Origin of the sequence: Oceanicella sp. SM1341 (assembly GCF_003448965.1) — a bacterium.
In the GTDB taxonomy this organism is placed as follows: domain Bacteria; phylum Pseudomonadota; class Alphaproteobacteria; order Rhodobacterales; family Rhodobacteraceae; genus Paroceanicella.
In genome coordinates this window covers 358,034-375,400 of sequence record NZ_QRGC01000001.1, presented here as the reverse complement: position 1 = coordinate 375,400, position 17,367 = coordinate 358,034, and the positions used below count along the sequence as shown (strand labels likewise).

Sequence of the window (17,367 nt, the reverse complement as noted above, 5' to 3'; positions counted from 1 at the left end):
TCAGGCGCGCACCTCCAGCCGCTCCAGCCGGCGGAAATGGTAGGCGTCCGCGTAGACCGGCGGGCGCGCCAGCGCGAGGCCCGGCAGGCGGCGGAACAGGTCGGGCAGGGCCACCTGCATCTCCAGCCGCGCAAGCGGCGCGCCGACGCAGAAATGCAGGCCGGCGCCGAAGCTCACGTGGCCCGTGCCGCCGAGGCCGGGGTCGAAGCGCCCCGGCTCGGGCCGGAAGGCGGGGTCGTGGTTCGCCGCGCCCAGCAGCAGGCCCACCACCTCGCCGGTCTCGAAGCGGTGGCCCGCCACCTCCACCGGTTCCAGCGCGTAGCGGGTGAACATGTGCAGCGGCGGATCGTGGCGCAGGATCTCTTCCACCGTGGCGGCCGTCTCCGCCTCGGTGGCGAAGAAACCGGCCGCGGGCCGGCCGCTCTCCAGCACCGCCTTCACCCCGTTGCCGAGCGCGTGCACCGTGGCCTCGTGCCCGGCGTTGAGCAGCAGGATGCAGGTGGTCACCAGCTCGTCGGTGCTCAGCCGGTCGCCGTTCTCCTCAGCCGCGATGAGATGGGTGATGAGGTCGTCGGCCGGGCGGCGGCGGCGGTCGGCCACATGGGCGCGGATGTAGTCGGCGAACTCCGTGGCGGCGCGGGCGGCGGCGTCCTCCACCGCGCGGTCGCGCCGGGCCTGGTACATCGCCACCATGTCGTGCGACCAGGCGAGCAGCCGGTCGGCCATCTCCTCCGGCACGCCGAGCAGCCGGGCGATCACGATCACCGGGATGCGCTCGGCCCAGGCGGGCAGCAGGTCGATCTGCGGGCCGTCGAAGGCGTCGATCAGCCGGGCGGAGAGCGCGGCGATCTCCGGCGCCATCGCCGCCACCCGGCGCGAGACGAAGGCCCGTGTCACCAGCCCGCGCAGCCTCGTGTGCACCGGCGGCTCGCGCTCGAGCATCGAATGCGCCTCCACCGCGTAGAAGGGCGCGAGGTGTTCGGGCGGCGGCGGCAGCAGGCCCGGCGGGGCCTCGCGGCCGAAGCGCCGGTCGCGCAGCAGGGCGGAGACCGTGTCGTGCCGCGCGCTCACCGCGTGGCCGTACTCCTCCCAGAACACCAGCGGCCCGGCGGCGCGGGCGCGGTCGTAGGCCGCCCAGGGTGACTGGACGAAGGCTGGATCGCGCGGCGACTGGCGGAACGGTGTCATCTGGCCTCCCGGTGCTGGTGGGCGCAGTGATAATTCAGCGGATCGGGCCCGTCTATCCCGCCCCTGTTAACCATTCGCTAACCCGGTTGCGCGAGGCTGCTCGTGTTGTTTGCGTTAGACCGGTTGTCTGGCCGGAGCAGGCGTGGCGCGTGCCGGGCCTGCAGGGGAAATGAGCTCGTCGGGGCGAGTGCATCATTGCCGGGGCCCGGGGGGCAGCGGAGCAATATCCGTTCGCGCGGGCGCGGGTGTGCGGAATGTTCGGAGCGGGCGGCGGAATTGGCTCGCAGCCCGGCTGTGCCGGCGCTAAAGGCTGGGGCAGACCCAGCCTGCGGAGCGCCCGAAATGTCCGACGTCACCCTTTCCCTCGCCGAGGCCGAAGCCCTGGCGAACGCCGCCCTCATCGCCTCGCGCACCGAGCCGCACAATGCCGCCCCGGTGGCGCGCGCCCTCGTGCGCGCCGAGGCCGACGGGCAGACCGGGCACGGGCTGTCGCGCATTCCCTCCTACACGGCGCAGAGCCGCAGCGGAAAGGTCGACGGTGCCGCCACCCCGGTGCTGGAGGACATCCGGCCCGGCGCCTTCCGGGTGGACGCCCGCCACGGCTTTGCCTACCCGGCGCTCGAGCTTGCCCTGCCGGAGCTGGCGCGCCGCGCCGAAACGCAGGGCATCGCCTGCGCCGCCCTGGTGCATTCGCACCATTTCGGCGTGGCGGGGCTGGCGTGCGAGCAGCTTGCCGAGGCCGGTTGCGTGGGCTTCATCTATGGCAACGCGCCCAAGGCCATGGCGCCCTGGGGGGCGAAAACCCCGGTGTTCGGCACCAATCCCATCGCCTTCGCCGCGCCGGTGGAGGGCGCCGCCCCGCTGGTGATCGACCTCGCCACCTCGCAGGTGGCGCGCGGCAAGATCCTCGCCGCGCGCGAGAGCGGCACCACCATCCCCGAGGGCTGGGCCATCGACGCGGACGGCAACCCGACGACCGACCCCGTGGCGGCCCTCGCCGGCTCGGTCGCCCCGATGGGCGGCGCGAAGGGGGCGGCGCTCGCCATGATGGTCGAGGTGATGGCCGCCTGCCTCACCGGGGCGGCCCTTGCCACCGAGGCGAGTTCGCTCTTTGATGGCGAGGGCGCGCCGCCCGACCTCGGCCAGGTGCTGATCGCCATCGACGCGCAGGCACTGTCGGGCGGAGCCTTCGCCTCGCGGATGCAGGCGCTGGTGGCGAGCATCGAGGCTGCGGAGGGCGCCCGCCTGCCGGGCAGCCGCCGGCTGGAGGCGCGGGCCCGCGCCGCGCGCGAGGGGCTGAGCCTGCCGCGCACGTTGCTGGACAAGATCAGGGAGATTGCCGGAACATGACCGAGCTGCACGAATTCGACCGTTTCGAGGGCCGCACGGTGCGCGAGGGGGTGGTGGAGGACGGGCCCACCCGCATCTCCATGCTCGACTACGGCTGCGTGCTGCGCGACTGGCGGCTGAACGGCGCCCCCATGGTGCTCGGCTTCGATTCGATCGCCGACCACCGGCAGTACGGCGCCTCCTTCGGCATCATTGCCGGCCGGGTGGCGAACCGCATCGCGCGCGGCCGCTTCAGCCTCGGCGGGCAGGACTACCAGCTCGCCATCAACAACGGGCCGAACCACCTGCACGGCGGCCTCACCGGCCTCGGCCGGCGCATCTGGGACATGGAGGCCGACAGCGCGGCCCGCGCCCTGCGCTTCGCCTACCATTCGCCCGATGGCGAGGACGGCTATCCCGGTGCGGTGGATTTCGAAGTGATCGTAAGCCTTTCCGGCACGAAGCTCACCTACCGCATGCGCGCCGTGCCCGACCGCGAGACCCCGATCAACCTCGCACAGCACGCGTATTACTCGCTCGGCGAGGCCAATGTGCGCCGGCACGAGCTGATGCTGGACGCGGAGAGCTACACCCCGGTGGACGACACGCTGATCCCCACGGGCGAGATCGCGCCCGTGGCCGGCTCGCGCTTCGACTTCCGCCAGCCCCGCCGCATCGAGGACGCCGACCCCGAGGCCGCCGGCCATGACCACAACTTCGTGCTCCGCCCGGGGCGCGACACGTCGGCCCCCGCCGCCGAACTGCGCGCCGGCGAGCGCCACCTGCGGCTCTGGACCGACCAGCCGGGCATACAGCTCTTCACCGCGCCGCGTCTCGACGTGCCGGTGCCGGGGCTCGATGGCCGGCGCTACGGCGCCTTCGCGGGCCTGTGCATGGAGGCGCAGCACTTCCCCGACAGCGTGAACCAGCCCGGATTCCCCTCGATTCTCCACAGCCCGGACCGGCCCTACACCCAGGTGCTCGAGGTCGATATCGCCTGATTTTGCGGGGCCGCCGCCGCCGCGCGGCGTGTGCTGGCGGCCCTGCGCAACCCGTGGTTTCAGCCTCGGCGAAGTTATCCCCACCCCTAGTGGCGCCCCTCAGGTCAACCACATTCAGTTGTGGATATGTCGATTTTTGGCATTGACCGACTCGGGGCACCACCCGCAGTTTGTGTGCCTGACGGAGCTGGACCCCCAGATCTGGGGGCCACACCAACAACGCGGGTCACTCCGGCCTGCCTCATACAAAACGCTGTCCCGGGTGTGTGCCCGGACACCCCTCGCGGCGGCGGCCGCGGGGCCAGGATGGAACTGTCTTTAGAAACGGAACAGGTGTCATGAAGATCGAGCGCAGGTTTACCAGCTCCGAAGCCCCGGCCTACGAGGCGATCGCCTTCCGCGAGGCGGTGTCGGAAATCCGTAATCCTGACGGCTCGGTGGTGTTCCAGCTCAAGGGCATCGAGGTGCCGGCGGACTGGAGCCAGGTGGCCTCCGACGTGCTCGCCCAGAAGTATTTCCGCAAGGCCGGCGTGCCGGCGCGCCTGAAGAAGGTGCGCGAGAAGGGCGTGCCGGAGTTCCTGTGGCGCTCGGTGCCCGACGAGGCGGCGCTGGCGAAGCTGCCCGAGGACGAGCGCTTCGGCGGCGAGACCTCGGCCCGGCAGGTGTTCGACCGGCTGGCCGGCGCCTGGGCCTACTGGGGCTGGAAGGGCGGTTATTTCTCCGCCGAGGAAGACGCCCGCGCCTATTTCGACGAGATGCGCTTCATGCTCGCCGCCCAGATGGGCGCGCCGAACTCGCCGCAATGGTTCAACACCGGCCTGCACTGGGCCTACGGCATCGACGGCCCCGGGCAGGGGCACTTCTACGTCGACCACAAGACCGGCAAGCTCACCGCCTCCACCTCGGCCTACGAGCACCCGCAGCCGCATGCCTGCTTCATCCAGTCCGTGCGCGACGACCTGGTGAACGAGGGCGGCATCATGGACCTCTGGGTCCGCGAGGCGCGGCTGTTCAAGTACGGCTCGGGCACCGGCACCAACTTCTCCACCGTGCGGGGCGAGAACGAGCGGCTGGGCGGCGGCGGCAAGTCCTCCGGGCTGATGTCCTTCCTCAAGATCGGTGACCGCGCGGCCGGGGCGATCAAGTCCGGCGGCACCACGCGGCGTGCAGCCAAGATGGTGATCTGCGACATGGATCACCCGGACATCGAGCAGTTCATCACCTGGAAGGTGAAGGAGGAGCAGAAGGTGGCCAGCCTCGTCGCCGGCTCCAAGCTGCATGAGGAGAAGCTCAACGAGATCTTCGCCGCCATCCGCGCCTGGGACGGCGCGGAGGAGGACGCTTTCGACCCCAAGGCGAACCCGGGGCTGAAGGCCGCCATCCGCTCGGCGAAAAAGGTGAAGATCCCCGAGACCTACGTGAACCGGGTGCTGCAGTATGCCCGGCAGGGCTATGCCTCCATCGAGTTCCCCACCTATGATACGGACTGGGATTCGGAAGCCTATCTCACCGTCTCGGGCCAGAATTCGAACAACTCGGTGCGCGTGACCGACGCCTTCCTCGACGCGGTGCGCGACGATGCGGACTGGGAGCTGATCCGCCGCACCGACGGCACGGTGGCGAAAACGGTGAAGGCGCGCGAGCTGTGGGAGCAGATCGGCCACGCCGCCTGGGCCTGCGCCGACCCCGGCGTGCAGTTCCACGACACGATCAACGACTGGCACACCTGCCCGGCGGACGGGCCGATCCGCGGCTCGAACCCGTGCTCGGAATACATGTTCCTCGACGACACGGCCTGCAACCTCGCCTCGATGAACCTGCTCACCTTCCTGCGCGAGGGCGTGTTCGACGCCGACGCCTACGAGCACGCCTCGCGGCTCTGGACCGTGACGCTCGAGGTCTCGGTGCTGATGGCGCAGTTCCCGTCGAAGGAGATCGCGGAGCTGAGCTACAGGTTCCGCACCCTCGGGCTCGGCTACGCCAACATCGGCGGGCTGCTGATGAACATGGGGCTGGGCTATGACAGCGACGGCGGCCGCGCGCTCTGCGCCGCCCTCACCGCGATCATGACCGGCACCGCCTATGCCACCTCGGCCGAGATGGCCTCGGAGCTGGGCGCCTTCCCGGGCCACGCACCGAACGCCGCGAACATGCTGCGCGTCATCCGCAACCACCGCCGCGCCGCCTGGAGCGAGGCGGAGGGCTACGAGGGGCTGAACACGCCGCCCGTGCCGCTCGACGAGGTGAGCTGCCCCGACCAGGAGCTGGTGACCCGCGCCCGCGCCGCCTGGGACCGCGCGCTGACCCTCGGCGAGGCGCATGGCTACCGCAACGCCCAGACCACCGTGATCGCCCCCACCGGCACCATCGGCCTGGTGATGGACTGCGACACCACCGGCATCGAGCCCGATTTCGCGCTGGTGAAGTTCAAGAAGCTCGCCGGCGGCGGGTATTTCAAGATCATCAACCAGTCCGTTCCGGCGGCACTCGAAGTGCTGGGCTACGACGCGGGGCAGGTGGAAGCGATCATCGCCTACGCGGTGGGGCATGGCACGCTCAGCGGCGCGCCGGGCATCAGCCTCGACGCGCTGCGGGCCCGCGGCTTCGGTCCGGCGCAGATCGACGCGGTGGAAGGCGCGCTGGCCTCGGCCTTCGACATCCGCTTCGTGTTCAACCAGTGGACCCTGGGCGCCGAGTTCTGCCGCGACGTGCTGGGCTGCACCGCGGCCGATCTCGCCAACCCCGCGTTCGATCTGCTGAAGAAGCTCGGCTTCACCCGCGCCGACGTGGACGCGGCCAACGATTACGTCTGCGGCACCATGACCCTCGAGGGCGCGCCGGGCCTGCGCGACGAGCACCTCGGCGTGTTCGACTGCGCCAACCCCTGCGGCAAGACCGGCCGGCGCTTCCTCTCGGTCGACAGCCACATCACCATGATGGCGGCGGCGCAGAGCTTCATCTCGGGCGCCATCTCCAAGACCATCAACATGCCCAATGACGCGACCATCGAGGATTGCCTCTCGGCCTACGAGCTGTCCTGGTCGCTGGGCGTGAAGGCGAACGCGCTCTACCGCGACGGCTCGAAGCTGAGCCAGCCGCTGGCCGCCCAGCTCATCGAGGATGACGAGGAGCTGGAGGAGGTGCTGGCCACCGCCCCGGTGCGCGAGCGCGCGGCGGTGCTGGCGGAGAAGATCGTCGAGAAGGTGATCGTGAAGGAGATCGTGCGCTCGCACCGCGAGAAGCTGCCCGAGCGGCGCAAGGGCTACACGCAGAAGGCCATCGTGGGCGGCCACAAGGTGTACCTGCGCACCGGCGAGTACAAGGACGGCTCGCTCGGCGAGATCTTCATCGACATGCACAAGGAAGGGGCCGGCTTCCGGGCGATGATGAACAACTTCGCCATCGCGGTGTCGGTGGGGCTGCAGTACGGCGTGCCGCTGGAGGAGTTCGTGGAGGCCTTCACCTTCACCCGCTTCGAGCCTGCCGGCATGGTGCAGGGCAACGACTCGATCAAGAACGCCACCTCGATCCTCGACTACATCTTCCGCGAGCTCGCGATCTCCTACCTCGACCGCACGGACCTCGCGCATGTGCAGCCCGCGGGGGCGAGCTTCGACGAGCTCGGGGGCGGCAACGACGAGGGCAAGCCGGCCGCGATGCCGGCGGGTGACAACATCCGCCCGGTGAGCGAGGAGGTGCAGACCTCGGCCATCGAGATGATCAAGCAGGTCTCCTCGACCGGCTACCTGCGCAAGCGGCTGCCGCAGGAGCTGGTGGTGCTGCAGGGCGGCTTTGGCAAGGCGCATGCGGTGGAGACGCTGGGCGTGTCCGAGGCGGTGGGCCAGGTGGTGGCCGATGCCGGGCTCGCGGTGATGGACCGCCGCGCCCAGGCCCGGATGCAGGGCTACGAGGGCGACAGCTGCGGCGAATGCGGCAACTTCACCCTGGTGCGCAACGGCACCTGCATGAAGTGCAACACCTGCGGCGCCACGAGCGGCTGCAGCTGAGCGAGATGACGCCGCGGCGCCCCCGCCCGGGCCCCCGGCACACAGGCAATACAGGCGGCAGGCGACCCATCGAGCAGCAAGAGGTCAGAACCTGACGACCACGACCTGGGGAGCGGATTTCACCGCTCCCCTTTTTCGTCTTCCGCAAGGTGTCAGGGAAGCCCTGCCGGGCGAGTGCGACGTGCCTCGGGGGCATTGAGCCCCCTTCGGCCCGTGGCTGCGCCGCCCGTCCCCCGCGGCGGCGCGGCGCTCGGCTTCAGCGCATGCCGAGGCCGGCGCGCATCGCGAGGCGGCGCAGCGGCGGGGTGCCGTGCAGCAGTGCGAGGCCGGAGCGGCGCAGGTCGCGCAGCCCGGGGGCGGTGAAGCGCGCGGCGCGGTTCAGCGCGTCGATCCCGGCAAGGCGGGCGGCGCAATCGGGCCAGCGGGCGGCGTGGTAGCGCGCGAGCAGGGCGGGGGCGCCGATGTCCTCGCCGGCCGCGCGGGCGGCGGTGGCGAGGTCGACGAGGCACTGGATGTCCTTGAGCGACAGGTTCAGCCCCTGCGCGCCGATGGGCGGCACCACATGCGCGGCCTCGGCCACCAGCGCGGTGCGCGGACCGTTCATGCGCCGGGCGAGCTGGGAGATGATCGGCCAGAGGGCGGTGCCGCTCTCGAGCGTGAGCCTGCCGAGCACGCCGCAGGAGCGCCGGTCGATCTCGGCCTCGAGCGCCTCGCGCGGCAGGGCCTGCAGGCGCACGGCCTCGGGGCCTTCCTCCATCCACACCACGGCGGAGCGGTGGCGGCCCTCGGCGCCGGGCAGCGGCACCAGGGTGAAGGGGCCGCCGGTGCGGTGCACCTCGATGGAGACATCGTCATGCGGCTCGGTGTGGGACACGGCGAAGACCAGCGCCTTCTGGCCGTAGCTGTGCCGGCGCACCGGGATGCCGAGCGCCTCGCGCACCGCGCTGTCACGCCCGTCGGCGGCGATGACCAGCCGGGCGCGCACCATGCGGCCATCGGTGAGGCGCACGAGGGCATGATCGAGCCGCGGCGTGATGCGCGCGAAGCCGGTGCGCGCGAGGCTTGCGCCGGGCAGGGCCTCGAGATGGGCCTGCATCTCGCGGCGCAGCAGCCAGTTGGGGAAGTTCCAGCCGAAGGGCTCCTCGCCGAGCTCTGCGGCGTCGAAATCCGCCCGCGTGCGCTCGACGGGCGAGGGGCCGCCGGCATCCACCAGCCGCATGATGCGCAAGGGGGCGGCATGGGGGGCGAGGCGCGCCCAGAGCCCGGCCGCCTCGAGCGTGGCGCGGGCCGGCTGCAGGAAGGCGGTGGAGCGCAGGTCGGCACCGGGGGCGGCGCCATCGGTCACCGCCGCTGCGGGGTCGACGCAGAGCGCGCTGAGGCCGGCGGAGGCGAAGGCACAGGTGGCCGTCAGCCCGGCGATGCCGCCGCCGACGACGAGGATATCGGTCTCGATGCGCTCCATGGCGTGTTCCCTGGTCAGGCCGCGGCGCCGCTGGGCAGGGCGGCGAGAAAACCGGCGAGGCTGTCGGTGTGGAAGTCGATATAGTCCGCGTCATGCGGGGCGCCCACCAGCACGGTGCGCATGCCGAGCGCTGCCGGGGCGGCGAGGTTGCGCGGGTCGTCCTCGAACATCGCACCCCGGGCGGGGTCGATGCCGGCGGCGGCGAAGACGCGCTCGAAGGCCACGCGCTCGGGCTTGGGGCGGAAATCCGCGTCCTCGATGCCGTAGAGCCCGTCGAACAGGCCGGTGAGGCCGAGCGCCCCGGTCACCCGCTCGGCGTGGTGGCGCGAGCCGTTGGTGTAGACGATGCGGCGGCCGGGCAGGGCGGCGATGGCCTCGGTCAGCGCCGTGTCGGGGCGGATGGCGGAGAGGTCGATCTCGTGCACCTCGGCGAGATAGGGCACGGGGTCGATGCCGTGGTCCTCCATCAGCCCGGCGAGCGTGGTGCCGTGGTTGCGCCACCAGGTGTCGCGCATCAGGTCGGCCTCCTCGCGGCTCAGGCCGATCTCGCGCATCACGTAAGTGGTCATCAGCTTCTCGATCTGGTCGAAGAGCCGCACCGAGGGCGGGTAGAGCGTGTTGTCGAGGTCGAAGACCCAGGCGTCGACGCGATGGAAATCCGTGTGTCTCATGTGCAAGGCTTAGCCCCGGTGCGGGCAAAGGTAAATCGTGCCCGGAAGCAGGAGCGGAGGTGTCGCATGGCGACGGGCGAGGAATGGCGCGGCCGGGTGGGCCAGGAATGGGCGACACAGGCCGAGGCGCTGGAAGGCATGCTGGCGGAGCCCGGGGCAGCGGCGCTGGAGGCCTTCGCGGCCCGGCCGGGCGAGCGGGTGCTCGACCTCGGCTGCGGGGCAGGGCGCTCGAGCCTCGCGCTTGCGCGCGCCGGGGCGGAGGTGACAGGGGTCGACATCTCGCCCGACCTGCTCGCCGTGGCCGGTGCCGCGGCGGCGCGGGAGCCCGGGCTGTCGCTGCGCTTCGTCGAGGCGGATGCGGCCGTGGCGCGGTTTGAGCAGGTGTTCGACGGGCTGTTCTCGCGCTTCGGCGCGATGTTCTTCGACGACCCGGAGGCGGCCTGGGCGGCGCTGCACGGCGGCATGGCGCCGGGCGGGCGGCTCACCGTGGTGTGCTGGCGCGCGGGCGCGGAAAACGCCTGGGCGCGCCTGCCGGTGCAGGTGGCGAACGCCGTGCTCGGCCCGGAGGAGGCCGCCCCCGCCGCCCCCGGCGCGCCGGGCCCCTTCGGCTGGGCCGAGCCGGGTTACGTGACCGGGCTGCTGGAAGGGGCCGGCTGGAGCGAGGTGGCCCTCACCCCGGTCGACACCACGGCGCGGCTCTCGCTCGGCGAGGGCACGCCGGTGGAGCGCGCGCTCGCCTTCCTGCGCCGCATCGGCCCGCTGGCCCGGCGCCTGCGCGAGAGCTCGGACAGCGAGCGGCTCGCCGTGGAAGCGGCGCTGGCCGACCGTTTCGCGCCGCTGGTGCAGGACGGGGTGGTGGCGCTGCCCGCCGCGGTCTGGGTGGTGACCGCCCGGGCCTGAGCGCCTACGACCACGGCATGCTTGACCGGATGGGGATCCTCCGTAACCTGTATACAGAATGAATACAGAAAAACCGGAGGAACCCCATGCAAAGGTCGGAATCCGACTTCACACAGGCTTCGCCCACCTTCCCGCGCAACGCGTGGTATGCCGCGGCCTGGGACCACGAGGTCACCCGTGCGCCGCTGTCGCGGAAAATTGCCAACAATCCCATAGTGATGTACCGGAAACAGGATGGCAGCGCCGTGGGCCTTGCCGATGCCTGCTGGCACCGGCTGGTGCCGCTCTCGGGCGGGCATGTCGAGGGCGACACCATCGTCTGCCCCTATCACGGGCTGAAGTACAATGATTCGGGACGGTGTGTATACATGCCCTCCCAGGACACGATAAACCCCTCCGCCTGCGTGCGCAGCTACCCGCTGGTGGAGCGCCACCGCTTCGTCTGGCTCTGGATGGGCGACCCCGCGCTGGCCGACCCCGCGCTGGTGCCCGACCTGCACTGGCTCGACCACCCGGAGTGGGAGGGTGACGGCAAGCTGATCCGCGTGGAATGCGACTACCGCCTCATCGTCGACAACCTGATGGACCTCACCCACGAGACCTATGTCCACGGCAGCTCCATCGGCAATTCCGCCGTGGCCGAGGCGCCCTTCACCGTCACCCACTCGCGCAACACCGCCACCGTGACCCGCTGGATGGAGAACATCGACCCGCCGCCGTTCTGGCGCGCGCAGCTCGGCAAGCCCGGCAACGTGGACCGCTGGCAGATCATCAATTTCGAGGCGCCCTGCACCATCGCGATCGACGTAGGGGTGGCCCCCGCCGGTTCCGGCGCGCTGAAGGGCGACCGCAGCGCCGGCGTGAACGGCTTCGTGCTCAACACCATCACGCCGGAGACCGACACCACCTGCCACTATTTCTGGGGCTTCTCGCGCAATTACGACCTGGGCAACCAGCGCCGCACCCATGAGCTGCGCGAGGGGGTCGCGAAGATCTTCGGCGAGGATTACATCATCCTGGAGGCCCAGCAGCGCGCCATCGCGGAAAACCCCGACCACGTGTTCTACAACCTCAACATCGACGGCGGCGCGATGTGGGCCCGGCGCATCATCGACCGGATGGTGGCCGAGGAACACCGGGCCATCGCCGCCGAATGAGCGGGGCGAGGCCCGCGGGCGCCCGGCCGGCAGAGAGCCAGACGCTCTCCGCGCTGCTCGGCATCCGCCAGCTCATCCTCGACCGCGAGCTCGCCCCCGGGGACCGGGTGTCGGAGCTGGTGATGGTGGAGCGGCTGGGCGTCTCGCGCACCCCGGTGCGCGCGGCGCTGATCCGGCTGGAGCATGAGGGCTTGCTCACAGCACTCCCCGGCGGCGGCTACGAGGTGCGCGGCTTCTCCTGGCAGGAGATGGTCGACGCCATCGAGCTGCGCGGCGTGCTGGAGGGCACGGCGGCGCGCTTTGCCGCCGAGCGCGGCCTGGAGCCCGGGCGCATCCGCGCGCTGGAGGACACGCTCGATGCGCTCGATGCGGTGCTGGCCGCCGACCCACTCGACATGGAGGCCTATATCGCCCTCAACCGCAGCTTCCACGAGGCGGTGGTGGCCTGCGCGCGCTCCTCGGTGCTGCGCGAGCAGCTCGAGCGGGTGGTGGCGCTGCCCTTTGCCGGGCCCTCGGCCTTTGTCGACACGCATGGCACCAGCCGCGAGGCGCAGCATTCGCTGGTCATCGCCCAGTCGCAGCACCGCGCGGTGCTGGAGGCGATCGTGATGCGCCAGGGCATGCGGGCGGAGATGCTGATGCGCGAGCACGCGCGCATCGCCCGCCGCAATCTCGAGATCATCACCCGGGCGGGGCTGCCGGACGGCGCCGTGCCCGGGCTGCACCTCATAAGAAACAGGGAGTGAGACGATGCGCGGCAAGGCGGATGTCTTCATGGCACAGGTGGTCTCGGCCCGCGAGGCGGGCACGGCCATCCGGGAACTGGTGATCGACCTCGGCGGCAGGGCCTACGCGTACCAGCCGGGTGCGCATATCGACGTGGACGTGCTGGTGGAGGGGCGGCAGGAGACGCGCTCCTACTCGCTCCTGCCCGCGCCGGGCGGGCAGTACCGCATCGGGGTGAAGCTGTCGGACACATCGAAGGGCGGCTCGCGCTACATGTGGAGCCTGAAGGCGGGGGACCGGCTGCGCGTCACCTCGCCGGAAAACCGCTTCGAGCTGCAGATGGACCGGCCGGAGTATCTGGTGATCGCCGGCGGCGTGGGCATCACCCCGGTGGTGGGCATGGCGCGGGAGCTCTCACGGCGCGGCGCGCGGATGCAGTTCCTCTACGCCGCGCGCAACCGCGACGCCATGGCCTTTCTCGACGAGGTGGAGGGCCTTCCGGGGGTGAACCTGCGCCTGTTCGAGGACGCGCAGGGCAGTTTCATCGACGCGGCCGCCGAGATCGCCGCGCTTGCGCCCGGTGCGCAGCTCTACATCTGCGGGCCGATGCCGCTGCTCGATGCGGTGCGCCGCGCCTGGGTGGCCTCGGGCCGGCCGCTGCCGGACCTGCGCTACGAGATCTTCGGCGACAGCGGCCTGCACCCCACGGAGCCCTTCGAGGTGGTCTCGGCCGACACCGGCGTCTCCACCATCGTGGCGCGTAACGAGAGCATCATCGACGCGCTGGCCCGTGTGGGTGTGGACGTGATCTATGACTGCCGCCGCGGCGAATGCGGCCTCTGCGCCGTGCCGGTGCTGGAGGCGAGTGCCCAGATCGACCACCGCGACGTGTTCTTCTCCGACGCGGAGAAGGCGGAGGGCGCGCGCATGTGCGCCTGCGTCTCGCGCGCGGTGGGGGGGCGGGTGGTGATCGACACCGGCTTCCGCAGCGCCGCCGTGGAAGGGGTGCCCGCGCGGGATGTCGAACCCGCCACGGCAGGGTGAAGCGCCCCGGAATGGCTGTCTCGCCCGGGCGACCAGCCCGGGCCGCGCCCGACCCTCCCCGCGGGAGGGCGCGATGGCGATGCCGTGAGCCGCTCAGCCTGCGTCCGGGGCTTGCAGGATAGAGCGCCCACCGCGGGCGGTGTTGTGCCGACCCGGGGTCGGGCGCGGCCCTTCGTGCCAGGCGGAGGAGCTGCAACGTCAGGTGCGAGCGCCCGCGCGGCGAGGGCCGAGCGGTGGTGTCTCGCCCGGGCGACCAGCCCGGCCGCGCCCGACCCTCCCCCCGGGAGGGCGCGACGGCGATGCCGTGAGCCGCTCAGCCCGGGTCCGGTGCTTTCACGATAAAGCGCTCACCACACGCGGTGCTGCGCCCACCCAGGGTCGGGCGCGTCCCTGTGTGCCTGGCGGATCGGCAGCGTTGATGGGGCAGATGTGAAGCGATCGGGTTCGGCCTTGTATGCGCGACCCGGGTCCGGACCGGAACGGGGGGCGCAGCAGGGGGACAGCACAGGGCAAGGTATCTCCGCCGGGCTGGCGAAGCCGGGTGCGGCGGGCTAAGGTCGCGGCCCCGGGCCCTGGCCCGTCCGGGCCGCGGGAGGGACGGTTTCCCTCGCCAGACGAGGGATCCCATGAGCCAGCTCTCCGGCATTGCCATCCTCGGCGTGTTCGTCGCCGACACCACCTACCGCACCCCGCGCATGCCGGCGTGGGGGGAGACCATGCTGGGCGCGGGCTTCACCCTCGGCCCCGGCGGCAAGGGCTCGAACCAAGCCGTGGCGGCGGGGCGGCTGGGGGCCGAGGTGCGCTTCGTGAGCCGCCTCGGGGCGGATGCCTTCGGCGAGATGGCGCAGGGCGTGTGGCGCGAGGCGGGTGTCACACCCTGCATCGAGACCGTGGCAGACGAGGCCACCGGCGCCGCCTGCATCCTCGTCGACGATGCGCGCGGCGAGAACGCCATCATCATCTGCCCCGGCGCCGCGGCCGGCATCACCCCGGGCCTGGTCGAGGCGCGGAGCGATGACATCGCCCGCTCCCGCGTGGTGATGACCCAGCTCGAGCAGCCGCTCGACGCCGCGCGCCGCTTCCTCGAGATCGGGCGTGAGGCAGGCGCCGTCACCATCCTCAACCCGGCCCCGGCGGCCGAGCTCGACGACGCGATGATCGGCCTGTGCGACTACATCACCCCCAACGAGACCGAGGCCGGGATGCTCACCGGCGTGGCGGTCTCGGGCGCGGAGAGCGCGCGCGAGGCGGCGGAGGTGCTGCTGCGCCGCGGCGCGAAGGCGGTGATCGTCACGCTGGGCGAGGGCGGCGCGCTCTACCAGGATGCCGAGGCCTCGCTGGTGGTGCCGGCCTTCGACCCCGGCCGGGTGGTGGAGACCACCGGCGCGGGCGACGCGTTCAACGGCGCCTTCGCCACCGCCCTCGCCGAGGGCATGGACCCGATCGAGGCGGTGCGCTTCGGCTGTGCCGCGGCGGCGGTCTCGGTGTCGCGCGCCGGAGCCGCGGCCTCGATGCCCACGCGCGGCGAGCTCGACAGCCTGCTCACCTGAGCGCGGCCTGCCACGCAGGTCGCATGGACAGACGCGCGGGAGCCGCCTAGGCTTCCGTTTCATGCAAATTCATATAGTAGACCGACCCTTGCGCACCGCCCGCTTTCTCGACCCCAAGAGCCCGCCGCATGTCGTCACGCTGATGCTGATCGCCGGCATTGCGACGCTGTCGATGAACATCTTCCTGCCCTCGCTGCCGCGGATGGCGGAGTGGTTCGGCACCGAGTACTCGGTGATCCAGCTAACCGTCTCGGGCTACATGGCGATGACCGGGGTGGTGCAGCTGATGATCGGCCCGCTGTCCGACCGCTTCGGTCGCCGGCCGGTGATGATGGCCTGCCTCGCGGTGTTCATGGCCGCCACGCTGGGCTGCATCTTCGCGCCGGGCATCGAGGTGTTCCTCACCTGCCGCTGCCTGCAGGCGGGGGTGGCCTCGGGGCTGGTGCTGTCGCGCGCCGTGGTGCGCGACATGGTCGAGCCCGACAAGGCGGCGAGCCTGATCGGCTACATCACCATGGGCATGGCGGTGATGCCGATGGTGGGCCCCACGCTGGGCGGCGCGCTGGAGCAGGTGGCGGGCTGGCAGTCGAACTTCTGGGCGCTGTTCGTCTTCGGCGGGCTCGTGCTGGCACTCACCTGGGCGGACATGGGCGAGACCAATCACGCCCGCTCCTCCAGCCTCGGGGCGCAGTTCCGCTCCTACCCCGAGCTGTTCCGCTCGCGCCGCTTCTGGGGCTATTCGCTCACCACCGCCTTCGGGGCGGGCACGTTCTACGCCTTTCTCGGCGGGGCGCCCTGGGTGGCGGACCATGTGCTGGGGCTGGAGCCGATCGAGCTTGGCTACTGGTTTGCCTGCGTGCCGCTGGGGTTCATGGGGGGCAACTTCCTCTCTGGCACCTACTCGGTGCGCGTTGGCATCAACCGGATGATCGCATACGGGGCCACCGCCTCCACCTTCGGGATCGTTCTGGCGATCGTGCTGTTCCTCGCGGGCGGCACGCACCCGTCCACGCTGTTCGGCCCGGCGTTCTTCGTGGGCCTGGGCAACGGGCTCCTGATGTCGAACGCAACCGCAGGCTCGCTCTCGGTGCGCCCGCATCTGGCGGGCTCGGCGGCGGGGCTCGCCGGGGCGCTGATGGTGGGCGGCGGCGCCGTGCTCTCGGCCCTGCCGGGCGCGCTCCTGCGCCCGGGCTGGGGGCCTTACCCGCTGCTGGGCGTGATGCTGGGGGCCTCGCTGCTCTCGATCCTCAGTACGGCCTATGTCATGTGGATCGCGCGGAGCGCGCCGCCATTGCCCGAAGACGCCCCACGACCCCTGTAGGGAAGAAGTAGACGCTGAGGATGAACAGCACGCCGAGCCAGAGCAGCCAGCGGTCGGGGTCGAGCAGCCGGGCGGCGAGGGGCACGGCGGAGAGCGCCTCCGCCCCCGCGCCCATCAGGTCCTGCAGGTAGGTCTGGGCCAGCACGAAGAGCGTGGCGCCGAGGATGGCGCCATACATCGTGCCCATGCCGCCGATCACCACCATCAGCAGGATGTCGATCATGATCTCCATCGACAGCGTGGTGCCCGGGCCCACGTAGCGCAGCCAGATGGCGTAGAGCGCGCCCGCCAGCGCCGCCACCGCCGCCGAGATGCAGGTGGCCGCCGCCCGGTAGCGCAGCACCGGGTAGCCGATCGCCTCGGCGCGGAAATCATTCTCGCGGATCGCCTCCAGCACCCGGCCGAAGGGCGAGGAAACGATGCGCAGCAGCAGCAGGAACAGGACCGTGCAGCCGGCGAACACCAGGTAGTAGTTCAGGATCTTGCCGTTCACCGTCACGTCGAAGAGCTTGCCGATGCGGAAGGCCGGCGTGAGCTCACGCGGGATCTGGTAGTTCAGCCCGTCCTCGCCGCCGGTGAGGCCGGAGAGCTGGCTCACCAGCACTGCCATGGCCGAGGCGACGGCAAGGGTGATCATGGCAAAGAAGATCGCCCGCACCCGCAGGCTGAACAGCGCGATGACGAAGGCGAGCGCCGCCGCCGCGGCGGCGCCCGCCGCCGCCCCGCCGATCATCGGCAGCCAGCCGCGGCCCAGATGGTCGAGCATCAGCGCGACGCCGTAGGCGCCGAGGCCGAAGAACATCGTGTGCGCGAAGCTCACGATGCCGCCATAACCCAGCGTGAGGTCGTAGGAGGCCGCGAGCAGGATGAAGATGCAGATCTTCGCCGCCGTGTCGAGCGCGCGGGTGCCGGGAAACAGGAAGGGTGCGAGGGCGAGGCAGCCCACCACAACGATCAGCAGCAGCGTGAGGGGCAGCGCGCCGGGGCGATTGCCGGAGAGGATGTTCATCG

General features: G+C 71.2%; 13 protein-coding genes. 9 read left to right on the top strand and 4 right to left on the bottom strand.

What is annotated here, in order from left to right; translation table 11 throughout:
• On the bottom strand, positions 1-1,188 hold the full coding sequence (locus D3P35_RS01660; protein ID WP_118132706.1) for a cytochrome P450: 1,188 nt from the start codon (positions 1,186-1,188) through the stop codon (positions 1-3).
• Between the two features lie 342 nt (positions 1,189-1,530).
• On the opposite strand from D3P35_RS01660, the gene D3P35_RS01655 reads away from it, so the two are divergent.
• From D3P35_RS01655 to D3P35_RS01645, 3 genes are all read left to right on the top strand, one after another.
• The gene (locus tag D3P35_RS01655; protein ID WP_118132705.1) at positions 1,531-2,538 is read left to right on the top strand and encodes an Ldh family oxidoreductase; all 1,008 of its coding nucleotides are present in this window, start codon (positions 1,531-1,533) and stop codon (positions 2,536-2,538) included.
• Positions 2,535-3,518 carry an aldose epimerase family protein gene (locus D3P35_RS01650; RefSeq protein WP_118132704.1) on the top strand — a complete coding sequence of 328 codons (984 nt, stop codon included), beginning with the start codon at positions 2,535-2,537 and terminating at the stop codon, positions 3,516-3,518. The genes D3P35_RS01655 and D3P35_RS01650 overlap by 4 nt, the downstream gene beginning before the upstream one ends.
• Before the next feature lie 338 nt (positions 3,519-3,856).
• Entirely contained in the window at positions 3,857-7,525 is a 3,669-nt protein-coding gene (locus D3P35_RS01645; RefSeq protein ID WP_118132703.1) for a vitamin B12-dependent ribonucleotide reductase, read from the top strand.
• A gap of 256 nt (positions 7,526-7,781) precedes the next feature.
• On the opposite strand, the gene D3P35_RS01640 is transcribed toward D3P35_RS01645, so the two are convergent.
• A complete protein-coding gene (locus D3P35_RS01640; RefSeq protein WP_118132702.1) occupies positions 7,782-8,987 on the bottom strand; it encodes a UbiH/UbiF family hydroxylase in 1,206 nt (401 codons plus the stop codon).
• 14 nt (positions 8,988-9,001) lie between these two features.
• Positions 9,002-9,658, bottom strand: a complete 657-nt coding sequence (locus tag D3P35_RS01635) for a pyrimidine 5'-nucleotidase (RefSeq protein ID WP_118132701.1) — start codon at positions 9,656-9,658, stop codon at positions 9,002-9,004.
• A gap of 66 nt (positions 9,659-9,724) precedes the next feature.
• Between D3P35_RS01635 and D3P35_RS01630 the strand changes: the two genes are divergently transcribed.
• From D3P35_RS01630 to D3P35_RS01605, 6 genes are all read left to right on the top strand, one after another.
• Entirely contained in the window at positions 9,725-10,558 is an 834-nt protein-coding gene (locus tag D3P35_RS01630) for a class I SAM-dependent methyltransferase (RefSeq protein ID WP_157981999.1), read from the top strand.
• An 86-nt stretch (positions 10,559-10,644) separates the two neighbouring features.
• Positions 10,645-11,715 carry an aromatic ring-hydroxylating dioxygenase subunit alpha gene (locus D3P35_RS01625; RefSeq protein WP_118132699.1) on the top strand — a complete coding sequence of 357 codons (1,071 nt, stop codon included), beginning with the start codon at positions 10,645-10,647 and terminating at the stop codon, positions 11,713-11,715.
• Positions 11,712-12,461, top strand: coding sequence for a GntR family transcriptional regulator (locus D3P35_RS01620; protein ID WP_118132698.1), 750 nt, complete (start codon positions 11,712-11,714; stop codon positions 12,459-12,461). Before D3P35_RS01625 ends, D3P35_RS01620 begins: the two co-directional genes overlap by 4 nt.
• 4 nt (positions 12,462-12,465) lie before the next feature.
• Positions 12,466-13,485 carry a PDR/VanB family oxidoreductase gene (locus D3P35_RS01615; protein WP_118132697.1) on the top strand — a complete coding sequence of 340 codons (1,020 nt, stop codon included), beginning with the start codon at positions 12,466-12,468 and terminating at the stop codon, positions 13,483-13,485.
• Positions 13,486-14,111: 626 nt separating this feature from the next.
• Entirely contained in the window at positions 14,112-15,035 is a 924-nt protein-coding gene (gene rbsK / locus D3P35_RS01610; protein ID WP_118132696.1) for a ribokinase, read from the top strand.
• Between the two features lie 88 nt (positions 15,036-15,123).
• Positions 15,124-16,356 (top strand): multidrug effflux MFS transporter, encoded by a 1,233-nt coding sequence (locus D3P35_RS01605; RefSeq protein WP_232830328.1) that lies wholly within the window; start codon positions 15,124-15,126, stop codon positions 16,354-16,356.
• Here the strand turns inward: D3P35_RS01605 and D3P35_RS01600 are convergent.
• On the bottom strand, positions 16,298-17,365 hold the full coding sequence (locus D3P35_RS01600; RefSeq protein WP_118132694.1) for a branched-chain amino acid ABC transporter permease: 1,068 nt from the start codon (positions 17,363-17,365) through the stop codon (positions 16,298-16,300). The genes D3P35_RS01605 and D3P35_RS01600 overlap by 59 nt on opposite strands.
• Positions 17,366-17,367: the final 2 nt, after the last annotated feature.